22 protein-coding genes, 1 other RNA gene and 1 pseudogene are annotated in these 24,485 nt (G+C 66.7%); 10 read left to right on the top strand and 14 right to left on the bottom strand.

Annotated elements, in window-relative coordinates:
* Window positions 1-105 precede the first annotated feature (105 nt).
* Window positions 106-597 carry a DoxX family protein gene (locus ACFQPG_RS09615; protein WP_380812434.1) on the top strand — a complete coding sequence of 164 codons (492 nt, stop codon included), beginning with the start codon at window positions 106-108 and terminating at the stop codon, window positions 595-597.
* Window positions 598-688: 91 nt separating this feature from the next.
* Here the strand turns inward: ACFQPG_RS09615 and ettA are convergent.
* The 4 genes and pseudogenes from ettA to ACFQPG_RS09595 form a co-directional block, all read right to left on the bottom strand.
* Window positions 689-2,367 (bottom strand): annotated as a pseudogene (gene ettA, locus ACFQPG_RS09610) (energy-dependent translational throttle protein EttA).
* Window positions 2,368-2,445: 78 nt separating this feature from the next.
* Entirely contained in the window at window positions 2,446-4,050 is a 1,605-nt protein-coding gene (locus tag ACFQPG_RS09605) for a long-chain fatty acid--CoA ligase (RefSeq protein WP_380812432.1), read from the bottom strand.
* A gap of 56 nt (window positions 4,051-4,106) precedes the next feature.
* Complete coding sequence (locus ACFQPG_RS09600; RefSeq protein ID WP_380812430.1) at window positions 4,107-4,430, bottom strand: YbaB/EbfC family nucleoid-associated protein; 324 nt, start codon at window positions 4,428-4,430, stop codon at window positions 4,107-4,109.
* A 1-nt stretch (window position 4,431) separates the two neighbouring features.
* Window positions 4,432-6,099, bottom strand: coding sequence for a DNA polymerase III subunit gamma/tau (locus tag ACFQPG_RS09595; RefSeq protein WP_380812428.1), 1,668 nt, complete (start codon window positions 6,097-6,099; stop codon window positions 4,432-4,434).
* Window positions 6,100-6,182: 83 nt separating this feature from the next.
* On the opposite strand from ACFQPG_RS09595, the gene ffs reads away from it, so the two are divergent.
* Window positions 6,183-6,280, top strand: an RNA gene (ffs, locus tag ACFQPG_RS09590) — signal recognition particle sRNA small type.
* On the opposite strand, the gene ACFQPG_RS09585 is transcribed toward ffs, so the two are convergent.
* The 3 genes from ACFQPG_RS09585 to ACFQPG_RS09575 are packed head-to-tail and all read right to left on the bottom strand — an operon-like array spanning window position 6,281 to window position 8,792.
* Window positions 6,281-6,616, bottom strand: coding sequence for a 2Fe-2S iron-sulfur cluster-binding protein (locus tag ACFQPG_RS09585; RefSeq protein WP_380812426.1), 336 nt, complete (start codon window positions 6,614-6,616; stop codon window positions 6,281-6,283).
* Window positions 6,613-7,716 (bottom strand): cysteine desulfurase family protein, encoded by a 1,104-nt coding sequence (locus tag ACFQPG_RS09580; RefSeq protein WP_380813117.1) that lies wholly within the window; start codon window positions 7,714-7,716, stop codon window positions 6,613-6,615. Before ACFQPG_RS09580 ends, ACFQPG_RS09585 begins: the two co-directional genes overlap by 4 nt.
* A complete protein-coding gene (locus tag ACFQPG_RS09575; RefSeq protein ID WP_380812424.1) occupies window positions 7,713-8,792 on the bottom strand; it encodes a cysteine desulfurase family protein in 1,080 nt (359 codons plus the stop codon). The genes ACFQPG_RS09580 and ACFQPG_RS09575 overlap by 4 nt, the downstream gene beginning before the upstream one ends.
* A 100-nt stretch (window positions 8,793-8,892) precedes the next feature.
* On the opposite strand from ACFQPG_RS09575, the gene ACFQPG_RS09570 reads away from it, so the two are divergent.
* Entirely contained in the window at window positions 8,893-9,546 is a 654-nt protein-coding gene (locus tag ACFQPG_RS09570; RefSeq protein ID WP_380812422.1) for an alpha/beta hydrolase, read from the top strand.
* Between the two features lie 3 nt (window positions 9,547-9,549).
* On the opposite strand, the gene ACFQPG_RS09565 is transcribed toward ACFQPG_RS09570, so the two are convergent.
* Complete coding sequence (locus ACFQPG_RS09565) at window positions 9,550-9,717, bottom strand: hypothetical protein (protein ID WP_380812420.1); 168 nt, start codon at window positions 9,715-9,717, stop codon at window positions 9,550-9,552.
* A 59-nt stretch (window positions 9,718-9,776) separates the two neighbouring features.
* Between ACFQPG_RS09565 and ACFQPG_RS09560 the strand changes: the two genes are divergently transcribed.
* Complete coding sequence (locus ACFQPG_RS09560; protein ID WP_380812418.1) at window positions 9,777-10,037, top strand: hypothetical protein; 261 nt, start codon at window positions 9,777-9,779, stop codon at window positions 10,035-10,037.
* Here ACFQPG_RS09560 and ACFQPG_RS09555 read toward each other — a convergent pair.
* Window positions 10,034-10,972 carry a threonine/serine dehydratase gene (locus ACFQPG_RS09555; protein ID WP_380813115.1) on the bottom strand — a complete coding sequence of 313 codons (939 nt, stop codon included), beginning with the start codon at window positions 10,970-10,972 and terminating at the stop codon, window positions 10,034-10,036. The genes ACFQPG_RS09560 and ACFQPG_RS09555 overlap by 4 nt on opposite strands.
* A gap of 211 nt (window positions 10,973-11,183) precedes the next feature.
* On the opposite strand from ACFQPG_RS09555, the gene ACFQPG_RS09550 reads away from it, so the two are divergent.
* The 3 genes from ACFQPG_RS09550 to ACFQPG_RS09540 all read left to right on the top strand — a co-directional run bounded on the left by ACFQPG_RS09550 (window position 11,184) and on the right by ACFQPG_RS09540 (window position 14,127).
* Window positions 11,184-12,425 (top strand): type III PLP-dependent enzyme, encoded by a 1,242-nt coding sequence (locus tag ACFQPG_RS09550; protein ID WP_380812416.1) that lies wholly within the window; start codon window positions 11,184-11,186, stop codon window positions 12,423-12,425.
* Window positions 12,426-12,550: 125 nt separating this feature from the next.
* Window positions 12,551-13,633 carry a deoxyhypusine synthase gene (locus ACFQPG_RS09545; RefSeq protein ID WP_380812414.1) on the top strand — a complete coding sequence of 361 codons (1,083 nt, stop codon included), beginning with the start codon at window positions 12,551-12,553 and terminating at the stop codon, window positions 13,631-13,633.
* A 65-nt stretch (window positions 13,634-13,698) separates the two neighbouring features.
* A complete protein-coding gene (locus ACFQPG_RS09540) occupies window positions 13,699-14,127 on the top strand; it encodes an MAPEG family protein (RefSeq protein ID WP_380812412.1) in 429 nt (142 codons plus the stop codon).
* Here ACFQPG_RS09540 and ACFQPG_RS09535 read toward each other — a convergent pair.
* The 5 genes from ACFQPG_RS09535 to ACFQPG_RS09515 are packed head-to-tail and all read right to left on the bottom strand — an operon-like array spanning window position 14,124 to window position 20,805.
* Entirely contained in the window at window positions 14,124-15,308 is a 1,185-nt protein-coding gene (locus tag ACFQPG_RS09535; protein WP_380812410.1) for a class I SAM-dependent RNA methyltransferase, read from the bottom strand. The two genes, ACFQPG_RS09540 and ACFQPG_RS09535, sit on opposite strands and share 4 nt — an antisense overlap.
* Window positions 15,305-16,666: an NAD(P)H-hydrate dehydratase gene (locus ACFQPG_RS09530; RefSeq protein WP_380812408.1), complete on the bottom strand. Its 1,362-nt coding sequence runs from the start codon at window positions 16,664-16,666 to the stop codon at window positions 15,305-15,307. Before ACFQPG_RS09530 ends, ACFQPG_RS09535 begins: the two co-directional genes overlap by 4 nt.
* 8 nt (window positions 16,667-16,674) lie before the next feature.
* The gene (locus tag ACFQPG_RS09525; protein ID WP_380812406.1) at window positions 16,675-17,514 is read right to left on the bottom strand and encodes a 4-(cytidine 5'-diphospho)-2-C-methyl-D-erythritol kinase; all 840 of its coding nucleotides are present in this window, start codon (window positions 17,512-17,514) and stop codon (window positions 16,675-16,677) included.
* Window positions 17,514-19,178, bottom strand: coding sequence for a tetratricopeptide repeat protein (locus ACFQPG_RS09520; protein ID WP_380812404.1), 1,665 nt, complete (start codon window positions 19,176-19,178; stop codon window positions 17,514-17,516). Before ACFQPG_RS09520 ends, ACFQPG_RS09525 begins: the two co-directional genes overlap by 1 nt.
* Window positions 19,153-20,805, bottom strand: coding sequence for an electron transfer flavoprotein-ubiquinone oxidoreductase (locus ACFQPG_RS09515; protein ID WP_380812402.1), 1,653 nt, complete (start codon window positions 20,803-20,805; stop codon window positions 19,153-19,155). The genes ACFQPG_RS09520 and ACFQPG_RS09515 overlap by 26 nt, the downstream gene beginning before the upstream one ends.
* Before the next feature lie 109 nt (window positions 20,806-20,914).
* On the opposite strand from ACFQPG_RS09515, the gene ACFQPG_RS09510 reads away from it, so the two are divergent.
* The 3 genes from ACFQPG_RS09510 to ACFQPG_RS09500 are packed head-to-tail and all read left to right on the top strand — an operon-like array spanning window position 20,915 to window position 24,473.
* A complete protein-coding gene (locus tag ACFQPG_RS09510; protein ID WP_380812400.1) occupies window positions 20,915-21,643 on the top strand; it encodes a uracil-DNA glycosylase in 729 nt (242 codons plus the stop codon).
* On the top strand, window positions 21,640-23,352 hold the full coding sequence (locus tag ACFQPG_RS09505) for a transglycosylase SLT domain-containing protein (RefSeq protein WP_380812398.1): 1,713 nt from the start codon (window positions 21,640-21,642) through the stop codon (window positions 23,350-23,352). The genes ACFQPG_RS09510 and ACFQPG_RS09505 overlap by 4 nt, the downstream gene beginning before the upstream one ends.
* Before the next feature lie 50 nt (window positions 23,353-23,402).
* On the top strand, window positions 23,403-24,473 hold the full coding sequence (locus tag ACFQPG_RS09500) for a PA0069 family radical SAM protein (RefSeq protein WP_380812396.1): 1,071 nt from the start codon (window positions 23,403-23,405) through the stop codon (window positions 24,471-24,473).
* Window positions 24,474-24,485: the final 12 nt, after the last annotated feature.

The raw sequence follows: 24,485 nt of genomic DNA, 5'->3' as shown, positions 1-24,485 counted from the left end.
GGCCATGCTGCGCTGCGGAAGAGCCGCAGGGCTGGGTCGATGGGGCGGATCATGGTAAAAGAGGAGCGTCCCTGAGTCCTGCGTCGGCACGGAGGAGGCGGATCAATGGAAGACCCGATTTTCGTCGAAGGTGGCTGGGCGGATCGATGGCGCCCGCAATTCCTGTCCATCCTGCGCATCATAACTGCCCTGCTGTTCCTGCAGCATGGGACCAGCAAGATCCTCGGCTTTCCCATGAGCACGGCGAGCTTCCCGCCGCCTTGGACGCAATTCTGGGTAGCCGGGATGATGGAACTGATCGGCGGAGCATTGCTGCTAATCGGGCTGTTCAGCCGGCCCGTCGCCCTCCTCCTCGCGGGCGAAATGGCGATCGCTTACTGGATGGTCCACGCTCCGGACAATTTCTTCCCAGCGCTGAACGGCGGCGAAGCAGCGATCCTGTTCTGCTTCATCTTCCTCTACATTGTCTTCGCCGGGCCTGGCCCGTGGAGCGTCGACTGCAAAATCGGTGATCGCCGCAAAGCCGCAGGGCCGGACAGCTATTACGAAGGCGTGCACCATGGTGGGGTGCGCAGCGATCGGGAGCCGGCGGAGTAGAGCGCCGCAAGCGGGTGTTCAAAAACGAGCAGTTTTGCGCGATTGATCCCCTGACGTAGGACTCTCCTCCAAACCGTCAATTGGCAGAAGCCTACCGCGTCAGCTTCTTGTACGTCATCCGGTGGGGCCGGTCCGCCTCCGGGCCCATGCGGCGGCGCTTGTCTTCTTCGTAGGCTTCGAAGTTGCCCTCGAACCATTCGACGTGGCTGTTGCCTTCGAACGCCAGGATGTGGGTCGCCAGTCGGTCGAGGAAGAAGCGGTCGTGGCTGATGACCACCGCGCAACCGGGGAAGTTTTCCAGCGCGTCTTCCAGCGCCCGTAGGGTCTCGACGTCGAGGTCGTTGGTCGGCTCGTCGAGCAGCAGGACGTTGCCGCCGGCCTTGAGCATCTTGGCCAGGTGAACGCGGTTGCGCTCTCCGCCGGACAGCTGGCCGACCTTCTTCTGCTGGTCGGAGCCCTTGAAGTTGAACGCGCCGACGTAGGCGCGGGTCTGCATCTCCTGCTTGCCGACGGTCATCAGCTCATGGCCGCCGGACACTTCCTCCCAGACGTTCTTGCCCGGATCGAGATCGTCACGGCTCTGGTCGACGAAGCCCAGGCGGACCGTCTCGCCGATCTTGATTTCGCCGCCGTCCGGCTTCTCCTGGCCGGTGATCAACTTGAACAGGGTCGACTTGCCCGCGCCGTTGGCGCCGATCACTCCCACGATCCCGCCCGGCGGCAGGTTGAAAGACAGGTCCTCGAACAGCAATTTGTCGCCGTAGGCCTTGGTCAGCCCGTTGGCCTCAATGACGTTGCCGCCAAGCCGCTCGGGTGTCTGGATGACGATCTGGGCCTTGCCGACGCTGCGCTTCTCGGACGCCTCGACCAGGGCGTCGAACGCCTTGATGCGCGCCTTTGACTTGGTCTGCCGGGCCTTGGGCGACTGCCGGATCCACTCCAGCTCTTCCTTGATCGCCTTTTGGCGCCCCTCGTCCTCGCGGCTTTCCTGCTCGAGCCGCTTGGCCTTCTTGTCGAGGTAGGTCGAATAGTTGCCTTCGTAGACGAAGTATTTTCCGCGATCGAGCTCGAGAATCCAGTTGACCACATTGTCGAGGAAGTAACGGTCGTGGGTAACGAGGATGACGTTGCCCGGATAATCGACCAGATGCTTCTCCAACCACTGGACGCTTTCGGCGTCGAGGTGGTTGGTCGGCTCGTCGAGCAGCAGGATGTTGGGTTTCTGCAGGAGCAGTTTGGTCAGCGCGACCCGGCGCTTCTCCCCGCCCGAAAGGTTCTCGACCGAGGCGTCCCCCGGCGGGCAGCGTAGCGCATCCATGGCGATCTCGAGCTGGTTGTCGAGCGTCCACCCGTCGACCGCGTCGATCTTTTCCTGGAGTTCGCCCATCTCCGCCATCAGCGCGTCGAAGTCGGCATCTTCCGGAGGATCGCCCATCACCATGCTGATTTCATTGAAGCGGTCCATCATGCCCGCGACCTCTTTCACGCCGTCACGGACGTTCTCCATGACGGTTTTGGTCGAGTCGAGCTGCGGCTCCTGCTCAAGGTAGCCGACGGTGATGTGCTCGCCGGCCCACGCCTCACCGACGAACTCCGTATCGCGGCCGGCCATGATCTTCATCAAGGTCGACTTGCCGGTGCCGTTGGGACCGACGATGCCGATCTCGCATCCGGGTAAAATTGCAGGTGGATGCCGTTGAGCACCGGCTTGGGAGCGCCGGGAAAGGTCTTGGTCAGGCCCTTCATGACATACGAATATTGGGCGGCCATCGGGTCGCGAGTCCTTGATTTCGAGTTCGGGATTTGCCGCGCACTTAGGGGATGGCGGCGGCAGAATCCAGATGCGCGCTAATCGCGCCCGACCATCGCCTCCGCATCGGCGAAGCGAAAATCCTTGAACTGCTCCCGCAGGGTCTTCTTCGAAAGCTTGCCGGTCGCGGTGTGCGGGAGCTCGTTGACGAACTCGATCGCATCCGGTTGCCACCATTTGGCGATGTGCCGGGCCAAATGGCTGCGAACGCTGGCTTCGTCGACGTTTGCCCCGTCCGAACGAACCACCAGCAGCAAGGGCCGCTCATCCCACTTGGGGTGCGGGATGCCGATGGCCGCCGCTTCGGCTACGCCCGGGCAACCGACCGCGCAATTCTCCAGCTCGATTGAACTGATCCACTCCCCGCCCGACTTGATCACGTCCTTGGCCCGGTCGGTGATCTGCATGGTGCCATCGGGATGGAGCGCCGCAACGTCGCCGGTGTCGAACCAATTATCATTCGCGGCAGCGTCCTGGTCTTCCTTGAAGTAGCGCTTCACCACCCAAGGCCCGCGCACTTGCAACCGGCCGCTGGCGACGCCGTCGCGGGGGAGTTCGACGCCGCCATCGTCCACGATCCGCATCTCGATCCCGAACGGCACCCGCCCCTGCCGCGCGGTATAGTCCATCTGCTCCGCGTCGCTCATCGAGTCCCACTCGGCCGGGGGCGCACCGAGCGAGCCGATCGGCGAGGTTTCCGTCATGCCCCAGGCGTGGCCGACATTGATGCCGCGGTCCCGAAACCACTTGATCATCGCCCGCGGCGCCGCGGATCCGCCGATCGTCACGGATTTCAGCGAACCCAGGTCCGCGCCGGTCTTCTCGATATGCTCGATCATGCCAAGCCAGATGGTCGGGACGCCGGCCGAGTGGGTCACCTTTTCATCACGGAACAGGTCGCACATCTGCGCCGGGCGGTAGTCGGCCGACAGGACCAGCTTGCACCCGGTCAGAGGCGCCGCCCAAGGCACTCCCCAGGCGTTGGCATGGAACATCGGGACGATCGGCAGCACCACCGATCGCGCCGACAGGTCGAACACGTCGGGCGCAACCTCCGCCATCGCATGGAGAATGGTGGAGCGGTGCTCGTAGAGCACGCCTTTCGGATTGCCGGTGGTTCCGCTGGTGTAGCACAGCCCGCAAGGGTCGCGCTCATCGCCTTCGACCCATTGGAAAGCAGGTTCGCCAGTGCCGAGGAAGGAGTCGAACTCATCCTCGAAGCAGACGTAATGCTCAATCGTGTTCCACTTGTCCTTCAGTGCGTTGACGAGTGGAGTGAAGGCGCGGTCGTAGAAGAGGATCCGGTCCTCGGCGTGATTGGCGATATAGACGAGCTGCTCGGCGAAGAGGCGCGGGTTGATGGTGTGGAGGACGCCGCCCATCCCGCACGCGCCATACCAGGCGGTCAGGTGGCTGGCATGGTTCATCGCCAGCGTGGCGACGCGATCGCCCTTGCGAAGACCAACTGCAGCGAGCGCGCTCGCCATGCGTCGGGCATTGGCCGCGACCTCGCGCCAGTTGGTGCGAGTGATCGACCCATCCGCCCAGGCGGTTACGATCTCCCGCCCGCCATGCTCCCGCTCGGCATGGTCCACCAGCCGCATCAGCCGGAGCGGCCAATCCTGCATCGCGCCGAGCTTCATGGCATCCCTCCTCTATCCACTGGAGAGTGCCGGGCATCACAGCCCTGCGCAACCCGTCAGAACGGCATCTGGAAACCCGGAGGCAGCTGCAGTCCGGCGCTCATTTTCTGCATCTCGCCCGCGGCGGCCTGATCCGCCTTGGCGCGGGCATCGTTGATCGCGGCAGCGATCAGATCCTCGGCCATGGTCTTTTCGGAGGGTTGCAGCAGGCTCTCGTCGAGCGTCACGGCAATGATCCGACCCTTGGCGGATGCACGGATCTTCACCAGCCCGCCGCCCGACGCGCCTTCGACCTCGATCTTGTCGAGATTGTCCTGAGCTTTCTGTAGCTCGGCTTGCGCGTTCTGCGCCATCTGCATGATTTCATCGAGGCTGGGCATGTCAGGCACCTTTCATGGTCACGGATTCGAGCTCTGCGCCGGGAAAAGCCGCAAGCACCGCGGCAACACTGGGATCGGCGAGAATCGCAGCTTCAGCGCGCTCCTTCGCCATCTGTTCCTGCTGGAGAAGCGAAGCCTCTCCGTCCTCGTCCGAAAGGCTGACCGTCCACTTGGTGTCCGTGACCTGCCGCAAGGCGTCGCCAAGAAGGCGCAGAAAGTCGGGGCCAAGCGGGCGCAGTGGCTTGATCGCCAGCTCGCCGGGGGCGAACCGCACCAGGCTGACCTGATCGTGCAACTGCTGGGCGAGCAGCGCCTTGCCGCCATCCTCCAGCCGCTTGATCAGCCCGGCGAAGTCGGCCGGCATCCCGCCACCGGCAGGCGCCTGCGCGATCGGAGCGCTGGCGGGCGACGCGATGGCCGCAGCAGGCCGGACGCTCGCCGCTCCGCCATTCTGCAGTCGCGCCAGCACGGTGGCCGGGTCGGGCAGGTCGGCCGCGTGGATCACCCGCAGCACCGCCATCGCCGCAGCTTCATTGGGATCCGGCGCGATCTGGACGTCGGCAAGACCCTTGAGCAGCATCTGCCAAAGGCGGTGGAGCGTGGCCCATCCAAGCTTGCCCGCAAGCTCCTGCGCTGCTTCCCGTTCTTCGGCGGACGATAGCACGTCGCCGCGTGCGCCGGCCTTGGCGCGGGTGATCGCATGGACGCTGTCCATCAGTCCGCGGAGCAGGGCGGAGGGATCGATGCCGAGCATGTGTGCATCGTCGAGCTGGGCCAGTGCGGCCGCCGCCTCGCCATCCAGCACGGTCCCCAGCAGCTTGCGGATGCGGCCGCGGTCGGCGAGCCCAAGCATCGCGCGCACCTCGGCGGCCTCAACCCGGCCATGCCCATGAGCGATCGCCTGATCCAGGATCGACAGGCCATCACGGGCCGAGCCCTCCGCGGCCCGTGCGATCACCGCCAGCGCCTCCTCCTCGACCTCGACCTCCTCCGCTTCCGCCACGCGGGCAAAATGGGCAGTCAGGGTCTCGGCCGGGATGCGCTTGAGATCGAACCGCTGGCAGCGCGAAAGCACCGTCACCGGGACCTTGGCCACCTCGGTGGTGGCGAACAGGAACTTCACGTGCGCCGGGGGCTCCTCGAGTGTCTTGAGGAGCGCGTTCCATGCTTCCTTGGTCAGCATGTGGACTTCGTCGATGATGTAGATCTTGTACCGCGCCGAAACCGCCGAGTAGCGCACCGCGCCGATCACCTCACGCGCATCGTCGATCCCGCGGTTGCTAGCGGCATCCATCTCGATCACGTCGATATGGCGGCCCTCGGCGATCGCCCGGCAGGGTTCGCAGACGCCGCATGGATCGATCGTCGGCCCGCCCTGCCCGTCCGGGCCGATGCAGTTGAGCGCCTTTGCAACCAGCCGGGCTGTAGAGGTCTTGCCGACCCCGCGGACCCCGGTCAGCAGGAAAGCGTGGGCGATGCGGTTCTGGGCGATGGCGTTGCCAAGGGTCTGGACCATCGCGTCCTGGCCGATCAGCTCGGCGAAGCTCTGCGGGCGATATTTGCGCGCAAGCACCCGGTACGGCGACGCGGCGGCGCTCTTCTCCAGCGGCTGCGCGGGTAGGTCGAGGCCGAGAGTGGGTTCTTTTTTGGGCGATTCGTCGTCGGTCATCGCGGAGGGTTGTAGGAGGTGGCCGGGCGGCTGTCATGCGGCCGCAGAGTCTTGCGCACCGCGCATGCCCCCGCCATATGCGCGTCGGGAGTCGGGCGGACGGGGCTGTCGCCAACCTGGTCAGGTCCGGAAGGAAGCAGCCACAACGATTTCGTCCCGGGTCGTTCCGGCTCCCACCCAATCAGCTGCCCGACCAGTCCACCGCCCCGCCGGGGATCCGCACCGTCAGCTCCCCACAGTCCGCGCTGAGCACGATCTGACAGGCGAGCCGGCTGGTTCGCGTGACATGGGCGGCAAGGTCCAGCAGATCATCCTCTTCCTCACTGGCCCGCGGCAGCTTGGCGAAGTCCTCGGCAGCGACGATGACGTGGCAGGTGGAGCAGCTCATCTGGCCCCCGCAGGTTCCTTCCAGCGGCTGACCCGCAGCCTGGGCAACGTCCAGCAGGATCGAGCCGACGGGCGCCTCCACCTCGCAATCGAGAGACCCGTCTGGCCTTAGGAAGTGCACAAGGGTCATGCGAAGCTCCGCTGGGCCGAGGCCGTCTGATCGATCCGGCGACACGCGGCCACCAGCTCCTCCTCCGTCGTATAGCGCCCGAAGCCGAGACGGATGCAGGATCGCGCCTCGCGATCGGCCAGCCCCACTGCCCGCAAGACATGGCTGGGCCGTCCCGAGCCGCTAGCGCAGGCCGATCCCAGGGAAAAGGCGATGTCGCGCAGGTCCGCGAGCAGCCGCGCCGCATCAAGACCTTCGCGAAACAGGTTGAGATTGCCCCGGTAGCGATGCTCCAGGCTGCCGTTGACGTCCCATGCCGGGCCGAGGGCCGCAAGAGCGCACGACCAGAGGTGCTCGACCCATGCATGGTCCTGTTCGCGGCGGCCCAGCGCCAGTTTCGCCGCCGCGCCGAAGCCTGCGACCAGCATTGGCGACAGGGTTCCGGAGCGCAGCCCTTTCTCCTGCCCGCCGCCGTGAAGCATCGGGGCGAGCTTGACACCCTCGCCCGCCCACAGAGCTCCCACGCCCTTGGGCCCGTGGATCTTGTGCGCGGACAGTGCGATCAGGTCGGGACCCTCCGGGATGGCCATGCGCCCGAAGCCCTGCACCGCGTCGCACAGCACCAGCGCCCCCGCATCGTGGGCAAGGGCGGCAATCTCGGCGACGGGCTGCAGGACGCCAATCTCATTGTTGACCAGCATGACCGCGACGACCGCAGTGCGCTCGTCGACCGCCGCCGAGACCCTCGGAAGGGCGACAAGTCCGTCAGGGCCGACCGGTAGCCGGACGACCTCGCACCCTTGGGTCTCGAGCCAGTCGCAGGTGTCCAGCACGGCCGCATGCTCGGTGAGCACCGTGACGACCCGGCGGCGATCGGAAATGCGGACCGCGGAGCGCAGCGCCCAATTGAGCGCCTCCGTTGCGCCGCCGGTGAACACCACTTCTCCAGCGGGCGGCAAGCACGCGGCGACCTGGTCACGCGCCACCTCGATCGCTGCCGCTGCCTCGCGGCCCCAGCGACTGGGGCTGTGCGGGTTGGCGAACTTGTCGAACCACGGAGCCATCGCCTCCTTCACCTCGGGAGCGAGCGGCGTCGTGGCCTGGTAGTCGAGGTAGATCATGCCGCGCGGGTGGCCCGCCGCCCTGCGATGCGGGTCCATTGCGCGAGGAATGCGTCGACGTCAGCCTCGCTCGTGTCCGGCCCGAAGCTGACCCGCAGAAACGACGATGCGATCGCAGGGTCGGCTCCCATGGCCCTGAGAACGGCACTTTCCTTCATCTTGCCGCTGGAACAGGCGCTGCCCGCACTGACCGCGAAGCCGGCGAGGTCGAACTGCACAAGCAGGCTCGCCTGGTCGGCACCCGGCATGGCAATGGCGCCGATGTTGGCGATCCGCGGTGCCTCCTCGGCGATCACCACGCTGCCGGTAGCGCCGACGCCCTCGTCGAGCCGCCTCCGCAGCTCCGCCAGGCGCGGCATGGCATTCCGGAACGCCCCGCCGGCAAGCGCCGCCGCAAAGCCCGCCGCAGCCGGAGCGTCCTGTGTGCCGCGGCGGTACCCCTTTTCCTGGCCGCCGCTCGGCTCCAGAGTGCCGAGATCGCGTACCAGCAGTGCGCCAATGCCCGGCGGTCCGCCCAGCTTGTGCGCCGAGACCGCGATGAAGTCTGCATCCGGGAGCGGCATCTTGCCCGCGCTCTGGGCGCAGTCGGCAAGCAGCAGCGACCCCGCCGCACGCACCCGCGCGGCAATCTCCTCAAGCGGCTGGACCACGCCTGTCTCGTTGTTGACCTGCTGGATCGCGGCCAGCGCCGGTCCCGCAGCAAGTGCTTCGTCAAGCGCATCAAGGCGGATCAGACCGTGGGTATCGACCGGCAGCACCGTCGCCTCCGGACCCATCGCATGCGGCACGATCGCATGCTCCGACGCGCCCACCACCCGTCCGGCAACCCGAGCCCGAGCCGCGACCATCTCCACCGCCTCGCTCGCGCCGGATGTGAAGATGACGTCATGGCGCCAGCCGAGCGCTTCGGCAATGTCGCTGCGCGCCTCCTCCAGCACGGCGCGAGCCGCCCGCCCCTCGGCATGGGGCGAGCTGGGGTTGGCCCAATGGTCCAGCGCCTCGACCATTGCCACTCGCGCCTCAGCCAGCACCGGCGTGGTTGCCGCATGGTCGAGGTAGATCCGGGGGTGCGTCATGTTGGAACCTGCGGCTTTCTCGAATTGATTGCGCTGCAATGATGCCGGCCTATATAGGTCCGCGCCTTACCCGCCACCATTTCCATTTGCGCGAGCCATCATGCCCGAAGTGATTTTCCCCGGTCCAGAAGGCCGCCTTGAAGGCCGTTTCCATCCGGGGCTGCGGCCGCGCGCGCCGGTGGCGCTGATCCTGCATTCGCACCCGCAGGCAGGCGGGACGATGAACAACAAGATCGTCCAGCTGCTCTATCAGACCTTCGTCAAGCGCGGCTTTGCAACGCTGCGGTTCAACTTTCGCGGCGTTGGCAAGAGCCAAGGCACGTTCGACAACGGCATCGGCGAGCTGTCCGATGCTGCCAGCGCGCTTGACTGGGTGCAGCAAATCCATCCCGAGGCGGAGACGACCTGGGTCGCGGGCGTCAGCTTCGGTGCGTGGATCGGAATGCAGCTTCTGATGCGCCGGCCGGAGATCAAGGGCTTCATCTCGATCGCGCCGCCGGCCAACATGTACGACTTCAGCTTCCTGGCTCCGTGCCCGTCATCGGGGATCATCATCCAGGGCGAAGCCGACGAAGTCGTGACCCCGCCCGCGGTGCAGAAGCTGGTCGACAAGCTGCGGACCCAGCGGCACATCACCATCCATCACGACACCATCCCGGGAGCGAACCACTTCTTCGCCAACGAGCTGGACCTGTTGATGAAGAGCGTGAACGGCTACCTCGACATGCGCCTGGCGAAGGACCTGAAGCGCTAGGCGCTATACCGTCCAGATCAAGACGTTGGCCAGGATCACCAGTCCGGCGACGATCATCAGCACGCCCTGCTTCCGGTGCTCGCCCTTCATTGTGACACGGGCGCCGAAAAACAGCAGGACCATCGACGCGATCATCGCGAGGGAGAGAGTGGCTGCGGCAAGCGCGGGCATTGTGTCCCTTCGTCTCCTTACTGCCGGCTTTCAGACAAACTTAACCGGCTGGGCTCATCATGGCGCGCATGATCGGTCCGGAACAACAGCAAAAGCTCGTTGACGCGTTCGAGCGCATCGAGGAGACGATCCTTCCGTGCATCGCCATGATGCTCGACACGTTGCTCGATGCCTCGGCGTCGCTGGCCGACGTCGATCCGAAGGCGCTCGCGGCCGAATTGCAGATCCTTGCCGCCGAACTGGAAGAGCTGACCCGCACGGTAGAGCGCTCCTCGCCGGCACAACTCGGGCCAGGTGAGTATCGGATCGCCGCGGCCTAAGCCTCCGCCAGGATGCGAGAATGAAGGTCAAGGTCGATGTTGCCCCCGGACAGCACCGCGACAGTGTCCTCCTCCGGCGCGAGCTTCCCGCTCAGCAGCGCGGCCAGCGCCACCGCGCCGCCTGGCTCGACTACCAGCTTCAGTTCGCGCCAGGCAAATCGCACCGCTTGCCTGACCTGATCCTCGGTGACGGACACGCCAAGTGCGCTCCGCTCCTGAAGGATGCCAAATGTGATCGGCGAGACGCGCGGGGTTTGCAGGGCGTCGCACAAGGTCGGCGGAGCACCACCGTCGACCGGAACGATCTCGCCTTGCTCTAACGACCGCCGCATGTCGTCCCAACCCTCCGGCTCGACGCAGATTAGGCGGGCGGCTGGACACGCCAAGGCGATCCCGGCCGCGAGCCCGCCGCCGCCGGTTGGGACCACGATCTGCCGGGGCTCACGGCCCAACTGCTCCGCGATCTCCAGCCCGGCGGTGCCCTGCCCAGCAACGATGTCCGGATCGTCGAAGCTGGGAACCAGGGTTGCCCCCTCCTCGTCCGCCAGACTGCGCGCGATCGCGACACGGTCTTCGGTGCGGCGGTCGTACAAGACGATCGTGGCCCCTTCGGCACGCGTTGCTTCGATCTTCAGCGCGGGAGCATCGGACGGCATGACGATGGTCGCGCGAACGCCGAGCCTCTTCGCGGCGATCGCCACGCCTTGCGCGTGATTGCCCGACGAAAAAGCCACCACTCCGCGGCGCCGCTCTCCCGGCGCCAGTTTCAGCAGCCGGTTGCTTGCGCCGCGCAGCTTGAACGCACCGCCGGTCTGGAGGCATTCCGCTTTCAACCAGACTCGGGCGCCACGGATTTGCGCTTGCAGCAGCGGTGTCTTCAGCACCTGTCCCGAAATACGCTCCGCGGCGGCGAGGACATCGTTCCTGTCAGGCATCAGCACTGAACAGCATTCCTTTCTTTCCAAACGACTTAGCCAATCGGAGCTGCGAGCGCGCCGGAACGTTGGCCTGCCCGCGGGCAGGGTCCAAAAAGAGTTGCGTCCCTGGACCGTCGTTCATATATGCGCCTCCGCTGCCCCATGGGACTTCCAACCGCAAGGCAGCTTTCGTCAATGTTTGCCGTCAGGCACTTGGAGGTCCCTTGAATTGCACAAGCATCATCGCGCGCTGGGGCTAGCTGCCTCCCCTGCCCACGTCGCCGCTACGTCCGGTGCCGCGGAAATCGCCAAGCTGAAGCCGGTCCAGCCGGTCACGCTGCTTCGTCCGCACGCCGCGCGACGGGCTGCACGTTTCTTCGTCGAGAAGTTCCCGGGCCGCTCGCTCTATGCGGTGAAGGCGAACCCTTCGCCCGACCTGCTGAAGGTGCTGTGGGACGGCGGAGTGACCCATTACGACGTGGCCTCGATCGGCGAGGTGCGCCTGGTCGCGGAAACGCTGCCGGGGGCGACCTTGTGCTTCATGCACCCGGTCAAGGCCACGGAGGCGATCGCCGAGGCTTACTTCGAGCATGGGGTGCGCACGTTCAGCCTGGATACGCTTGAGGAGCTGGACAAGATCGTCGATGCGACCTCCTCCGACGGAGTCGCGGCGAGCGATCTCAACCTGCTCGTCCGCCTGCGCGTCAGCTCGGAGCATGCCAAGCTCAGCCTTGCAGCCAAGTTCGGCGCTGCGCCGAACGAGGTGAAGCAATTGCTGTTCGCCGCCCGCCAGGCGGCCGATGCGCTCGGCATCTGTTTCCACGTCGGCAGCCAGGCGATGACGCCGGCGGCCTACGCGGAGGCGATGACCCGCGTTCGCGACGCCATCGTCGAAGCGGCGGTGACCGTGGACATCGTCGATGTGGGTGGAGGCTTTCCCTCTTCCTACCCCGGTATGGAGCCGCCACCGCTCGAGACCTATTTCACGGTCATCCACGAAGCGTTCGAGAAGCTTCCGATCAGCTACTCGGCCGAATTATGGTGCGAGCCGGGCCGGGCGCTGTGCGCGGAATATGCCAGCGTGCTGGTCCGCGTCGAAAAGCGCCGCGGCGACGAGCTGTACATCAACGACGGAGCCTACGGCGCGCTGTTCGATGCGGCGCACATCGGCTGGCGTTACCCGGTGTCGCTCGTCCGTGAGCCGGAGAGCCATGTCCGTCCGACGGCGTTCAGCTTCTACGGGCCGACCTGCGACGACCTCGACCATATGGCTGGTCCGTTCAACCTTCCGGCGGACGTGCAGCCTGGCGACTATATCGAGGTTGGCATGCTCGGCGCATACGGCTGCGCGATGCGGACCGGCTTCAACGGCTTCGGCACCGAGGCGCGGATCGTCGTGGAAGACGAACCGATGGCCAGCCTCTACGGAGCCGTCGTGCCCCAGGCCCGTTCCAACGTGGTCACGCTGTAAACGACTACCGCTTCGCCTATGTGCGGGGCGTACCAGGAGGGTGAGGCTGTCCCCTCCGAACGCAATGACACGCCCATTTTGTGCTCCTCGCCCGCTAGCCGGGCGGGGACTCATCGGAGTTTGACATGACCACCGACACCCTCATCAAGGTTCAGGACCAGGGCAAGATCAACGACACCCGCAAGGCGGAGCTGCTGTCGTCCACCGTCGAGCATATCGACATCACCAAGTTCGACGCCCGTCCGCTGGTCGAGGCGATGGGCAAGATGAGCTTCACCAGCCGCGACCTTGCCCGCGCCACGGACATCTACAACCAGATGCTCGAGGACAAGGATTGCTCGGTGATCCTGGTGGTCGCCGGATCGACGTCGGCCGGCGGCTGCATGGATCTGTATTCCGAACTGGTGAAGTCCAACATGGTCGACGCGATCGTCGCCACCGGCGCGACCATCGTCGACATGGATTTCTTCGAAGCGCTTGGCCACAAGCACTACCAAGCGCTTGAAATCCCGGACGATGACACGCTGCGCTCGCTCTACATCGACCGGATCTACGACACCTACATCGACGAAGAGCAGCTTCAGGACTGCGACTACACCATCGGCAAGATCGCCGACAGCTTGGAGCCACGCCCGTACTCGAGCCGCGAGTTCATCAAGGAGATGGGCAAGTGGCTGGCCGACGGCAACGGCAAGAAGGACAACAGCCTGGTCAAGCTGGCCTATGAGCATGACGTGCCGATCTTCTGCCCGGCGTTCACCGACAGCTCGGCGGGCTTTGGCCTCGTCAAGCACCAGGTCGACGCGATGAAGGCCGGCCGCCGCTACATGACGATGGACTCGATTGCTGACTTCCGTGAGCTGACGGACATCAAGATCAAGGCCGGCACCACCGGCCTGCTGATGATCGGCGGCGGCGTTCCGAAGAACTTCACGCAGGACACCGTCGTCTGCGCGGAGATCCTCGGCCACGACGATGTCGAGGTGCACAAGTACGCCATCCAGATCACGGTGGCGGACGTGCGTGACGGCGCCTGCTCGTCGTCAACGCTTCAGGAAGCGGCTAGCTGGGGCAAGGTGTCCACCGCGCTGGAGCAGATGGTGTTCGCCGAAGCGACCTCCGTCCTACCGCTCCTCGCGTCCGCCGCCTGGCACAAGGGCGAGTGGAAGAACCGAGAGAAGCGCCGCTTCGCCAAGCTGTTCGACTAAGCTTCGCTTGGCATTTGAGTAGAAGACGATAACCCTCCCCCTATACAACAGGGGGAGGGTTTCTCATGTCGCCAAGTCCGTTGCTCGGCCCGGTCGTCGCGCTCATCGCGTGGAGCCTGGTCATCATGCTGCTGATGGCAGCGACGCGCCTCCCGGCCATGCGGAAGGCGGGCATCGGCCTCAACCGTCGCGGCGGCCGCGGGCAAAATCTCGAGGGCGTCATCCCGGACGAGGTAAACTGGAAGGCCCACAATTACGCGCACCTGATGGAACAGCCGACGATCTTCTATGCGATCGTTTTCGCGCTGATCGTGATGGGGTTCGATCACCAGATCAACGTGTGGCTCGCCTGGGGCTACGTTGGCCTTCGCATCCTGCACAGCCTCGTGCAGGTGAGTGTCAACATTGTCGCACTTCGCTTCGGGCTGTTCCTGCTTTCATCCCTGTGCCTGATCAGCCTGACGGTGCACGCGGCGCTGCGGCTGTGGCACTAGCGCGCGAAGGCAGCCGCCAGTTCGATGTGCGTCGACCAGCGGAACTGGCCCACCGGCTGCACCCAGGCGATCCGATACCCCCCATCCACCAGCACCCGCGCATCGCGGGCGAAGGTCGCGGGGTTGCAGCTGACGTAAGCGATGCGCGGCACGGCCGAGCCGGCTAGCTGAGCCACCTGCTCCACCGCTCCAGCGCGGGGCGGGTCCAGCACCACGCCATCGAAGCCGGCCAGTTCTCCGGCATCCAGCGGGCGGCGGTAGAGGTCGCGGTGCTGGGTCTGGATCGGACGATCGCTCCGCCGCGCTGCGGACAGCAAGGACAAGATCGTGTCCCGTCCCGCCTCGGCAGCAAGCAGCTGACCGGGCAGCGCAAGCGCGAATGTCCCCAAACCCGCAAACAGGTCGGCAGTGCGGGTCGCACCCTCTGCCGCCTCGCGGACCGCCTGAACCAGCGCCGCCTCGCCATCTTCCGTTGCCTGCAGGAATGCTCCGGCAGGGAGATCCACCGGCACCCCGGACAGGGTCACGGTCGCTGGCACCGGCTCAAACCGGGTTTCCAGCCCATAGCCTTGGTCGAGCGCAAGCCGGGCCAGCCGGTGGCGCTCTGCGAAGTCGATCAGCGCCTCGGCCGCCGCCAGCCCCTCGGCCCGCACACCCTCCAGTGCGACATCGACGCCCTGGTCGCACAAGACCAGCCGAACGCCGGCTGCACCCCGCCCTACCAACAGGCTCGGCAGCAGTTTGCGCAGAGGCGCGACCAAGGCAAAGAGCTCCGGGCGAAGCACGTGGCATTCGTGCATGTCGACGATCTGGTGCGACCGCTCGGCGTTGAAGCCGAGTGCCACCGCCTTTCCCGCGCGCACCGCCCGCAAAGAGGCCCGCCGTCGTGTCCTTGGGGGAGAAAGGTGCGGTGTGCGGATGTCCGCTTCCAGCCCATGCTGCGCCAGCGCGCCCGCCACCCGGTCGACCAAATAGACGCGATAGGCCACGTCATCGACATGCTGGAGCTGGCAGCCGCCGCACTCGGGAAAATGACGGCAAGGCGGCACCTGGTGGTGGGATCCCGGCTCGACCGTACCGTCCGCGAGCAGCAAGTCGCCCGGTGCCGCCAGCGTGGCATGACGGCCCGTTGCGGTCACCCCATCCCCGCGTGCCGCAATCCTGACGATCGGCTCGCTCATGCCAGCATCGCCAGCGCGCGTGGAATGGCCTCGGCGAGATCATCGGCGATCATCGCCGGACCCGACACTTCCGCGACCCGGCCGTGGAGCCACACCCCGGAACAAGCCGCCTCGAACGCCGGCAGCCCGCGCGCCCGCATCGCCGCGATCATCCCGGCCAGAACGTCGCCGGTTCCCGCACTCGCCAGCCAGGCCGGTGTCGGCGGGGCAAAGCCGAGTCGCCCGTCCGGCGCGGCCACAAGCGTATCCGCACCCTTGTACACCACCACAGCGCCACTCCGCCGCGCCGCTTCCAGCCCCCGCTCCGGCTTGCTGCTCGAAAGCTGCCCGAACAGCCGGACGAATTCGCCATCGTGGGGCGTGACGATCGCGTCCTGCCCGCGCAGTCGCTCGGGATCGCCGAGGAGGCCGATTGCATCGGCGTCGATCACTTTGGGCGCCGGCGACGTCAGCGCGAGTGTCAGCAGCTGCGGTACATTGCCCATTCCGGGACCGACCAGGACACAGCCGATGCGCGGGTCGGACAAGTCGGCGGTGTCGGTCTGCACCACCGCAGCGGGGAGATTGTCGAGGCGCCGCGACGTGCTCACCCGCACATAGCCCGCACCCGCCCTCGCCGCTGCGGTAGCCGCGAGGGCGATTGCCCCAGGCATCTTGCCGGCCAGCGCATGGACCAGCCCACGCGTGAACTTGTGTCCGCCGGGCTGCAGCGGCGGAAGCTGGGGTCGCCCGATCTCATGCCACTCGCCCGCAGGCTCGACCCCGATGTGAGCAAGCACCACCCGGCCCATCAAGGGCATCGCCGGAAGCAGACGGTGCGACGGCTTCAAGGCGCCGAGCGCCACCGTCAGGTCGAAATCGGGGACTGGCGACAGCAGCGCTCCGGAGTCACTGTCGGCCCCGCTAGGGAGGTCGCAGGCGATGGCGAGGTGCGCCCGTCCTCTGAGAGAGAAAAGCTTCGCACAAACAGCATCGTCCAGGCCTCGCTTGAGGCCGGTTCCGAAGAGACAGTCGATCAGCAAGGGAGCGGGCCTGGCCGACGGCAGCGGCTCAACCGCTCCCGTCCAGCCCTCTCGAGCCCAGCGCGCTGCCTCGGTGGCTGGGTCGGCCAGGGCCGCGACCCGCACCGGCACGCCGCGCGCGGCGAGGTGACGTGCGGCGACATAGCCGTCCCCTCCATTGTTGCCGGGGCCGCAGATCACCAATGTCTCCATTGGCCCCGCGAACCGATAGCCCGCTTCGGCCAGACTTGCCCCGGCGCGTTCCATCAGCTGCACGACCGGCGTCCCGGAGGCAATGACCGCCTGCTCGGCGGCACGCATTTGGTCGGCAGTCAGGATCGGGCGAGACGAGGCCATACGCCTTCCTAGCGCAGGCTGGTCGAAAGGTGCCACCAGCGCTCCGGACACGCAGAAGCGGCGGCGTCGCGCTGCTCGTCCGTGGCCAACAGCGCAAAGCACGTCGCGCCGGAGCCCGACATCCGCGCTATCTGCACTCCATCCCGAGCTGCCAGCCAGTCGAGGACCTCGCCTATTGCGGGCACCAGCAGGCGAGCAGGTGCCTCAAGGTCGTTTCGCCCGCCTCGCCAGTCGTGACCGAGCGCCCCGCGATCCGCTCCCTCCCAGCGGGCGAACACCTCGCGGGTGGACAGTGGCTCGCGCGGGTTGACCAGCAGGATGGGGGTGCCCGGAATCGACGGATCGTCGATCAGCCGGAGCGCATCGCCCGCCCCTTCCCCGCGTGCGGTCATGCTGAGCAAACAGGCCGGCACGTCCGCTCCCAAGCTCGGCGCGACCGCTGCCGCATGGGACGGATCGACGCCCCACATCGCGGTCATCAGCCGAAGCGCAGCAGCTGCATCCGCGGAGCCTCCGCCGACGCCGGATGCGACCGGAAGGGTCTTGGTCAGCCTGAAAGCGGTGCAGCTGCCCTCGCCTGGAACGCCGACCCTTGCTCTCATCGCGTCCCATGCGCGTTCGATTAGGTTCGTCCCCTCGCCCAGATTGCTGGCGAATGGGCCAGCCAGTTCCAGCGACATGCCGTTCCCGTCCGGCACGAACCAGCCTTCGACCCGGTCGCCGTCGGTGCAGAACGCGAACAGGGTCTCGATCGCATGCCGCCCGTCCGGCAACCGCCCGCGGACGTGGAGCGCGAGGTTGATCTTGGCCGGAGCAAGCTCGCTCCAGCGACCGGCAGCGCCGTTCATCAGGGCGCGGCGGTGGCCGGCGCGAGGCCGTTGCGCACCTTGGACTCGATGCGCGACCTGACGTCGTCGTCCGCCGTCACCAGCGCGGCCGCCCAGGCAAAGCGCGCCTCGAACCTGCGGCCCGCGGTATAGAGCGCGTCGCCGAGATGCTCATGGATCTCGGCCTGCCCCGGATCGGCTGCGGCGGCGCGCTGCAGGGTGGCGATCGCCTCGTCCACCCGGCCGCGCTTGAACTGCGCCCAGCCGAGCGAGTCGGTGATCGAAGGGTCGCGAGGCGCCAGCTGACTCGCCCGAGCAATCATCGCCTCGGCCTGGTCCAACTCCTCGCCACGCTCCAGCTTGGCATAGCCAAGATAGTTGAGGACCAGGGGATTGTCCGGCGCCAAGTGGCGGGCGCGCTGCAGCGCCGCCTTGGCTTCGGGCCAGCGGTCGGCCTGCTCCAGCGCCCCGCCTTCCAGCAGGTGCAGCGCCCAAGGTTCGCCTCCGGGCGCACCAGCCTCCACCAGCGTGACCGCACGCCGGAAGGCAGCCGCGGCCTCCGCGTGCCGGGCCAGCTCGGAGTAGACATCTCCCAGGCGGGAGAAATCGTCGGCGCTGACGTCGTTCCCGCTCGCGAACAGTTGCGCACGCGCGAGCGCCTCGGCCTTGCGTTCCGCGCGAAGCAGGGCACGAATTTCCGCATCCTGTGCCGAGGACGCGAAGACCGCGTCGCGCGGGATCGATCGAAAGGCTGCCAGAGCCTCATCCGTCCGCCCGCTCTCACCGAGCAGCAGGCCGATGAGTATTGCCGCCTGCGCATTGTTCGGGTCGGCGTGGCGGGCAATCTGCGCCATCGCCAGCGGCAATTCCCGGGATTCCCCGCGCGCAAGGTCGATCCCAAGCGAAACCAGCAGACCGGAAAGGGCCTCCGCGGCAGTGGCGATGCCGGCCCCAGTCGGCTGGCCGCGCTCGATCTGCTCCCGCGCATCAGCCAGCACGATGTCCCGCCCTCCCAGTAGCCGCAAGGCTCGGGCCCGGTCGCCGGAACGCAGGTAAGCGTCAGCAAAGGCGGTTCGCAGCCAGCTTTCCCGCCCGGCTGCGCTGCCGAGCGCTGCACGGACGACGGGCTCAGCCTCCTCGATGCGCTTCAGCCGGAGCAGGATCAGTGCATGATTCTGGGTGAGATAGGGCGCGATCCCGCTTCCCCGCGGAACCTGGCCGAGATGATCGAGCGCCGATGCGCTACGCCGTTCCGCTGCGATCCAGGCCGCGACGAACGGTCGAAGGAAACCGAGGCTCCCTTCGCCACTGTCGCGGTCGAGGACGGCCAGCGCTTCCTTGTCCCGTCCGCGGACCAGATGATCGGCGGTCAGGAGCAGCGTCGAATCGATGGCGCTGGTGGCCGGACCGCGCCGCAACAGTCCGAGCGCCAGCTCCATGTTCCCGGCGGCGATCGCCTGTGCAATCGCCCGATTGGCGACGATGGTGCTGTCGGGGTCGGCTTGGGCCAGCGACGCATAGAGGAGCGATGAGCGCCCCGCATCGCCCGCCAGCTCCGCTGCTCGCGCACCCACGAACACGGACAGGTCGCTGGATTTGGGGGGCGCCACCCGCGCCAGAGCCGGAGCCGCCACCAGCATCGCGGCCAGACCTGCCAGGCTACATGTTCGGGTAATTTGGGCCACCGCCGCCCTCCGGGGTCACCCAGTTGATGTTCTGGCACGGGTCCTTGATGTCGCAGGTCTTGCAATGGACGCAGTTCTGCGCGTTGATCTGCAACCGCGGAGCCCCGCCTTCCAGCACATATTCGTAGACGCCAGCCGGGCAGTAACGCTGCTCGGGTCCGTCATACTCCGGCAGGTTCACCTGCGTCGGAATGGTCGGGTCCTTCAGCGTCAGGTGGATCGGCTGGTCTTCCTCATGGTTGGTGTTGGAGATGAACACCGAGGAAAGCTTGTCGAAGCTGATCACCCCGTCGGGCTTCGGATAGTTGATTTTCGGCGCAAGATCGCGGCGCCACAGGGTGGTGTGATCGGGATGGTGCTTCATCGTGAATGGCAGGCCGATCTTCAGCTGTCGCATCCACATGTCGGCACCCGCCACCAACGTTCCGATGGTCGCCCCGAGCTTCGCCACCGCCGGCTCGACATTGCGGACCTTGGTGAGTTCTTCGGCGATCCAGCCCGAGCGGACCGCCGGTTCATAGGTGTCGAGCACATCGGAGCGGCGGTTGGCCGCGACTGCTTCGAATGCGGCTTCGGCGGCCAGCATGCCGCTCTTCATCGCCGTATGCGTGCCCTTGATCCGCGGGACGTTCACGAACCCCGCCGAACAGCCGATCAGCGCTCCACCCGCAAAGGCCAGCCGAGGCACGGACTGCCAACCGCCTTCGTTGATCGCACGCGCGCCGTAGGACACCCGCCGGCCACCCTCCAGCATCTGGCGAATAGCGGGGTGCTGCTTCCAGCGCTGCATCTCGTCGAACGGGGACAGATGTGGATTCTTGTAGCTGAGCGCCACGACAAAACCGATCGACAGCTGATTGTTCGCCTGGTGGTAGATCCACCCGCCGCCCCACGCATCGTCCAGCGGCCAGCCTTGGGTGTGGATCACCTTGCCGGGCTCGTGCTTCGTGGGATCGATGTCCCACAACTCCTTGATCCCGATGCCGTAGACTTGCGGCTGGCAATCCTTTTCAAGCTCGAAGGTGCGCTTCACCTGCTTGGTCAGGCTGCCCCGCGCCCCTTCCGCGAAGAAGGTGTAGCGGGCGTGGATCTCCATCCCCGGCTGATAGTCGGCACGGCGGGTGCCGTCGCGAGCGATGCCCATGTCGCCCGTCGCGACGCCCTTCACCGAGCCGTCATCGTGGAACAGGACTTCCGCCGCGGGAAAGCCGGGGAAGATCTCGACACCGAGTTCCTCGGCCTTGCCCGCCAGCCAGCGGCACAGATTGCCCAGGCTGCCGGTGAACATGCCCTTGTTGTCCAGGAAGCTCGGCATCATCAGGTGCGGGAAATTGAAGCTGCCCTTCCTGGTCAGCACCCAATGGTGGTTGGACGTCACCGGCACGCGGTTGAGCAGGCAGCTCTTATCCTCGCGCCAGTCGGGCAGCAGTTCGTCAAGCGACTTGGGGTCGATCACCGCCCCCGACAGGATGTGAGCGCCGACCTCCGACCCTTTTTCCAAAATGCAAACGGTCAGCTCGCGCCCGGCCTGGTTCGCCAGCTGCTTCAGCCGGATCGCCGCCGACAGGCCGGCAGGCCCCGCACCGACGATCACGACATCATAGTCCATGGATTCGCGTTCGCTCACGGGTCGCCCTTCTTCGTCTCGTCGCCGTCCCTTCCCTCGACTAAGCGGTGGCGTCAATGGTTCGGGGCGCTATGTTGCGCCCATGGGTGGGGACGTGCACAGCCTGGACATGCGCGACGCCGCAAGCCTGCTCGGCTGGTGGCTGGAGGCGGGCGTCGACACGGCGGTTGGCGAGCAACCTCGCCAGTGGCTGAAGCCAGCATCGCCGGCGCCCACTGGAGACGTCCCACAAGCCGCTGCCGGGGTCGAGCCTGTCCGGGCATCGCTTCCGCCCATCGCGCCACCGGCAACCAAGCCCGCCGACACACTCGAGGCGTTCCACTCCTGGCTGCGGGAGAGCAGCGAGCTGCCCCTGTTCCGCGCAGGTGCGGCCCGCGCACTGCCCCACGGCCCGGCCGAGGCCGAAATCATGCTCGTCGCCGGAGTGCCCGAGCGCGAGGACATCGGCGAAGGCCGCCCTATCGCCGGCGAAGCATGGGCGCTGGCCGAGCGGATGCTCTCCGCCATCGCCATCTCCGCAGATCAGGCCTACGTCGCGTCCTTGTCCTGCTTCCCCGCTCCGGGGACTCGCATGGCCGAGGCCGACGCCGAGCACTGCGCCGAGACGATGCGCCACCACATCGCGCTGGTTCGGCCCAAGCGCCTGCTTCTGCTCGGCGAAGGCCCGGCCAAGGCGCTGACCGGCCAGTCGCTGGTGCAGGCCCGAGGCCGCGTCCATCGGGTGGCCGGAGTGCCGGCAGTCGTCACCTTCCACCCCCGCATGCTGCTCGGCCGGCCGAGCGACAAGGCCCATGCCTGGCGGGACCTGCTGCTGTTGATGAGTGAAGAGGTTTCATGAGCATAATCCTTGGCTTGTCAGCCATTGCGAGCCTAGCGTCTCAACCAGCGAACGATCCGCTGGCACCCGTGCCCGAGGACGTCGTGGCCTCCGAACCGGTCGAACAGCAGCCTGCCCCGCCGCTGGGGCAGCCTGTGGTCATGCAAGTCCCGAGAGACTGGCGAGGCGTGTTCGACGCCATCCGCGCGGGCCAGTGGGCCGCAGCCCAGGCCGGAATCGCCGCCTTGCCGGCCAGCCCGCTGGCGGCGGTCGCCAGGGCGGAGCTATATACGGCCAAGGGTTCGCCGCCGGTTGAGCTCGGCCCGCTGCTGAACCTGCTGGCCGAGGCGCCCGAGCTTCCGGAGGCTGCCCAGCTGCGCAGGCTCGCCGAATCGCGTGGCGCGCTTGACCTTCCGCGGATCGCGCCCGCCTATCCTGTCGTTCAGATCGGCGCGTCGCCCCGCCGACAGCGCGCCCGGCCGGTGACGGGCGAACCTGAAGCGGACCGCTTGCGCGCCGACCTCGAGCCGTTCGTCAAGGCAGACGACGCGGTCGGTGCGGAATATCTGCTGATGGAGCGTATGCCCCTCCTGTCCGCCGAAGCTCGCGCAGAGGCCGCCCAGCGAGTGGCGTGGATCTACTACGTCACCGGCCAGGACGCCCACGCCCGCCGGGTGTCCGAGACCGGCCGTACCGGAGCGCTCGGTGAATGGGCCGTGCAGGGCGCGTGGGTGTCGGCAATGGCGTCATGGCGTCAGAACGACTGCGAATTCGCCTCCCGCCTGTTCCTCGAAGTCGGCCAGCGTGCAACCGAACCGTCGCTTGCCGCCGGCGGTTATTATTGGGCAGCACGCAGCGAGATGGCGTGCCGGCGCCCGGCGGGTGTGGCGAACCTGATGCGCGCCGCGGCCCGCAATCCCGAAACCTTCTACGGCCTGCTTGCCCGGCGGACACTCGGCATGGGCGTCTCGGTCGCCCCGCTTCCGGCGGCGGCGGCGACGCATCTCGACACCCTCCCCAACGTTCGCCGCGCCGCCGAGCTCGTGCGAATCGGCGAGCGCGATCTTGCCGGGCAATATCTCCGCCACCAGGCGCGGATCGGGAACCCGGCCGATCAAACGGCTCTCGTCGCCGTGGCCAGGCGGCTCGAGCTTCCCGCCACCCAGCACTGGCTGGCGCACTTCGGCCGGCCCGGTGCCCGGGTGCCGAGCGCGGCGCGCTACCCGCAACCCAGCTGGGCTCCACGCAGCGGATGGCGCATCGATCCGGCCTTGCCACTCGCGCACGCCCTCCAGGAGACGAGCTTCCGCTCCGAGGCCGTCAGTCCGGCCGGAGCAGTCGGCCTGATGCAGATCATGCCCGGAACCATGACGACCCTGTCGCGCCTCCGTGGCATTCCGGCCGGGAACCTCAAGGATCCCGCGGTCAACATGGAGTTTGGCCAAGCCTGGATCGAGATGATGCGCGGTCACCCTGCGACCGGCGGCCAGCTCCCCAAGGTGATCGCGAGCTATAACGCCGGCTCGATCCCGGTCGGGCGGTGGCAGGTCAACGACAAGGGGGACCCGCTGCTGTGGATCGAGAGCATCCCCTATTGGGAGACGCGCTATTATGTCCCAACGGTGCTCCGGAACCTGTGGATCTATGAGAGCCTGTCCGGAGCACAGACGCCGACCCTGACAAGCATGGCGCAACACAGGTGGCCGGCTTTCCCGGTTGCGCGGAGGTAGGCCGCAGGCACGTTCTTGTTCTGTTCTAGCGGCCGGCGTACAACGGGGCTATGCCGGTCGAGTCGACACACGGGCGTGGAGCGACGCTCAATGCCACCCCCACCCGCTTCAATCTCCAGGAGCGGCTGGTCGAGGGAGATTGGCTCGACGAGGTCGAAGCGCTCGACGGGGTGGCGAAGCGTCGCACCAGCGTCACGATCGAGAAGCCCAAGTCCATCCTGACTCGCAACCGGTCGCCCGACATCGGCTTTGATCGCTCGATCAATCCGTATCGTGGCTGCGAGCATGGCTGCATCTACTGCTTCGCCCGACCGACTCACGCCTTTCACGACCTGTCGCCGGGAGTGGATTTCGAAAGCCGGCTGTTCGTGAAGCCCGACGCCGCGAAGCTGCTCCACGCGGCCCTCTCCCGCCCCGGTTACGATTGCGCGCCAATCGCCCTTGGCACCAATACCGACCCGTATCAGCCGATCGAGGAACGCTGGAAAATTACCCGGTCGATCCTGGAAGTGCTGGTGGAAACCAGGCACCCGTTCACGATCACGACGAAGTCTGACCGCGTTCTCAGGGACTTGGACCTGATCGCTCCCGCCGCGCATCAAGGCCTCGCGGCCGTTGCCCTGTCCGTCACCTCGCTTGATCCTGCCGTCAGTCGCACCCTGGAACCGCGTGCTCCAGCCGGCCGCAAGCGGATCGAGGCGATCCGCAGGCTGAACGAGGCGGGCGTGCCGACTCTCCTGGCCGTAGCGCCGATCGTGCCGCAGATTACCGATCATGAGATGGAGAGCATCGTCGAGGGGGGCGCAAAGGCAGGGGCACGGGCTGGCTTCTACCTGCCGGTCCGCCTCCCATACGAGGTCGCACCGCTATTCCGGGCCTGGCTGGACGAGCATTACCCGGAGCGCGCGGCGAAGGTGATGGCGACGATCCGCTCGATGCGCGGCGGTCGCGACAATGATCCGGATTTCTTTAGCCGGATGCGGGGCAGCGGACCGTGGGCGGACCTGCTCCGGACCCGGTTCGAAAAGGCCGCCAAGCGCTTTGGTCTCGGGCACAACAAGACGGTGCTGCGAAGAGACCTGTTCCGACCGCCGGATGGGGTTCAGATGAGATTGTTCTAGGCACTTGAACGT

The sequence above is a fragment of the Sphingomonas sp. GCM10030256 genome (assembly GCF_042666415.1).
Lineage (GTDB): Bacteria > Pseudomonadota > Alphaproteobacteria > Sphingomonadales > Sphingomonadaceae > Sphingomicrobium.
Note: the sequence above shows the minus strand (reverse complement) of the source record. Positions and strands in the feature narration are given on the sequence as shown.

Coding starts and splice junctions, on each gene's coding strand:
- ACFQPG_RS09615 (WP_380812434.1), top strand. CDS start 106: ATGGAAGACCCGATTTTCGTCGAAGGTGGCTGGGCGGATCGATGGCGC.
- ACFQPG_RS09605 (WP_380812432.1), bottom strand. CDS start 4,050: ATGAAGCTCGGCGCGATGCAGGATTGGCCGCTCCGGCTGATGCGGCTG.
- ACFQPG_RS09600 (WP_380812430.1), bottom strand. CDS start 4,430: ATGCCCAGCCTCGATGAAATCATGCAGATGGCGCAGAACGCGCAAGCC.
- ACFQPG_RS09595 (WP_380812428.1), bottom strand. CDS start 6,099: ATGACCGACGACGAATCGCCCAAAAAAGAACCCACTCTCGGCCTCGAC.
- ACFQPG_RS09585 (WP_380812426.1), bottom strand. CDS start 6,616: ATGACCCTTGTGCACTTCCTAAGGCCAGACGGGTCTCTCGATTGCGAG.
- ACFQPG_RS09580 (WP_380813117.1), bottom strand. CDS start 7,716: ATGATCTACCTCGACTACCAGGCCACGACGCCGCTCGCTCCCGAGGTG.
- ACFQPG_RS09575 (WP_380812424.1), bottom strand. CDS start 8,792: ATGACGCACCCCCGGATCTACCTCGACCATGCGGCAACCACGCCGGTG.
- ACFQPG_RS09570 (WP_380812422.1), top strand. CDS start 8,893: ATGCCCGAAGTGATTTTCCCCGGTCCAGAAGGCCGCCTTGAAGGCCGT.
- ACFQPG_RS09565 (WP_380812420.1), bottom strand. CDS start 9,717: ATGCCCGCGCTTGCCGCAGCCACTCTCTCCCTCGCGATGATCGCGTCG.
- ACFQPG_RS09560 (WP_380812418.1), top strand. CDS start 9,777: ATGGCGCGCATGATCGGTCCGGAACAACAGCAAAAGCTCGTTGACGCG.
- ACFQPG_RS09555 (WP_380813115.1), bottom strand. CDS start 10,972: ATGCCTGACAGGAACGATGTCCTCGCCGCCGCGGAGCGTATTTCGGGA.
- ACFQPG_RS09545 (WP_380812414.1), top strand. CDS start 12,551: ATGACCACCGACACCCTCATCAAGGTTCAGGACCAGGGCAAGATCAAC.
- ACFQPG_RS09540 (WP_380812412.1), top strand. CDS start 13,699: ATGTCGCCAAGTCCGTTGCTCGGCCCGGTCGTCGCGCTCATCGCGTGG.
- ACFQPG_RS09535 (WP_380812410.1), bottom strand. CDS start 15,308: ATGAGCGAGCCGATCGTCAGGATTGCGGCACGCGGGGATGGGGTGACC.
- ACFQPG_RS09530 (WP_380812408.1), bottom strand. CDS start 16,666: ATGGCCTCGTCTCGCCCGATCCTGACTGCCGACCAAATGCGTGCCGCC.
- ACFQPG_RS09525 (WP_380812406.1), bottom strand. CDS start 17,514: ATGAACGGCGCTGCCGGTCGCTGGAGCGAGCTTGCTCCGGCCAAGATC.
- ACFQPG_RS09510 (WP_380812400.1), top strand. CDS start 20,915: ATGCGCGACGCCGCAAGCCTGCTCGGCTGGTGGCTGGAGGCGGGCGTC.
- ACFQPG_RS09505 (WP_380812398.1), top strand. CDS start 21,640: ATGAGCATAATCCTTGGCTTGTCAGCCATTGCGAGCCTAGCGTCTCAA.
- ACFQPG_RS09500 (WP_380812396.1), top strand. CDS start 23,403: ATGCCGGTCGAGTCGACACACGGGCGTGGAGCGACGCTCAATGCCACC.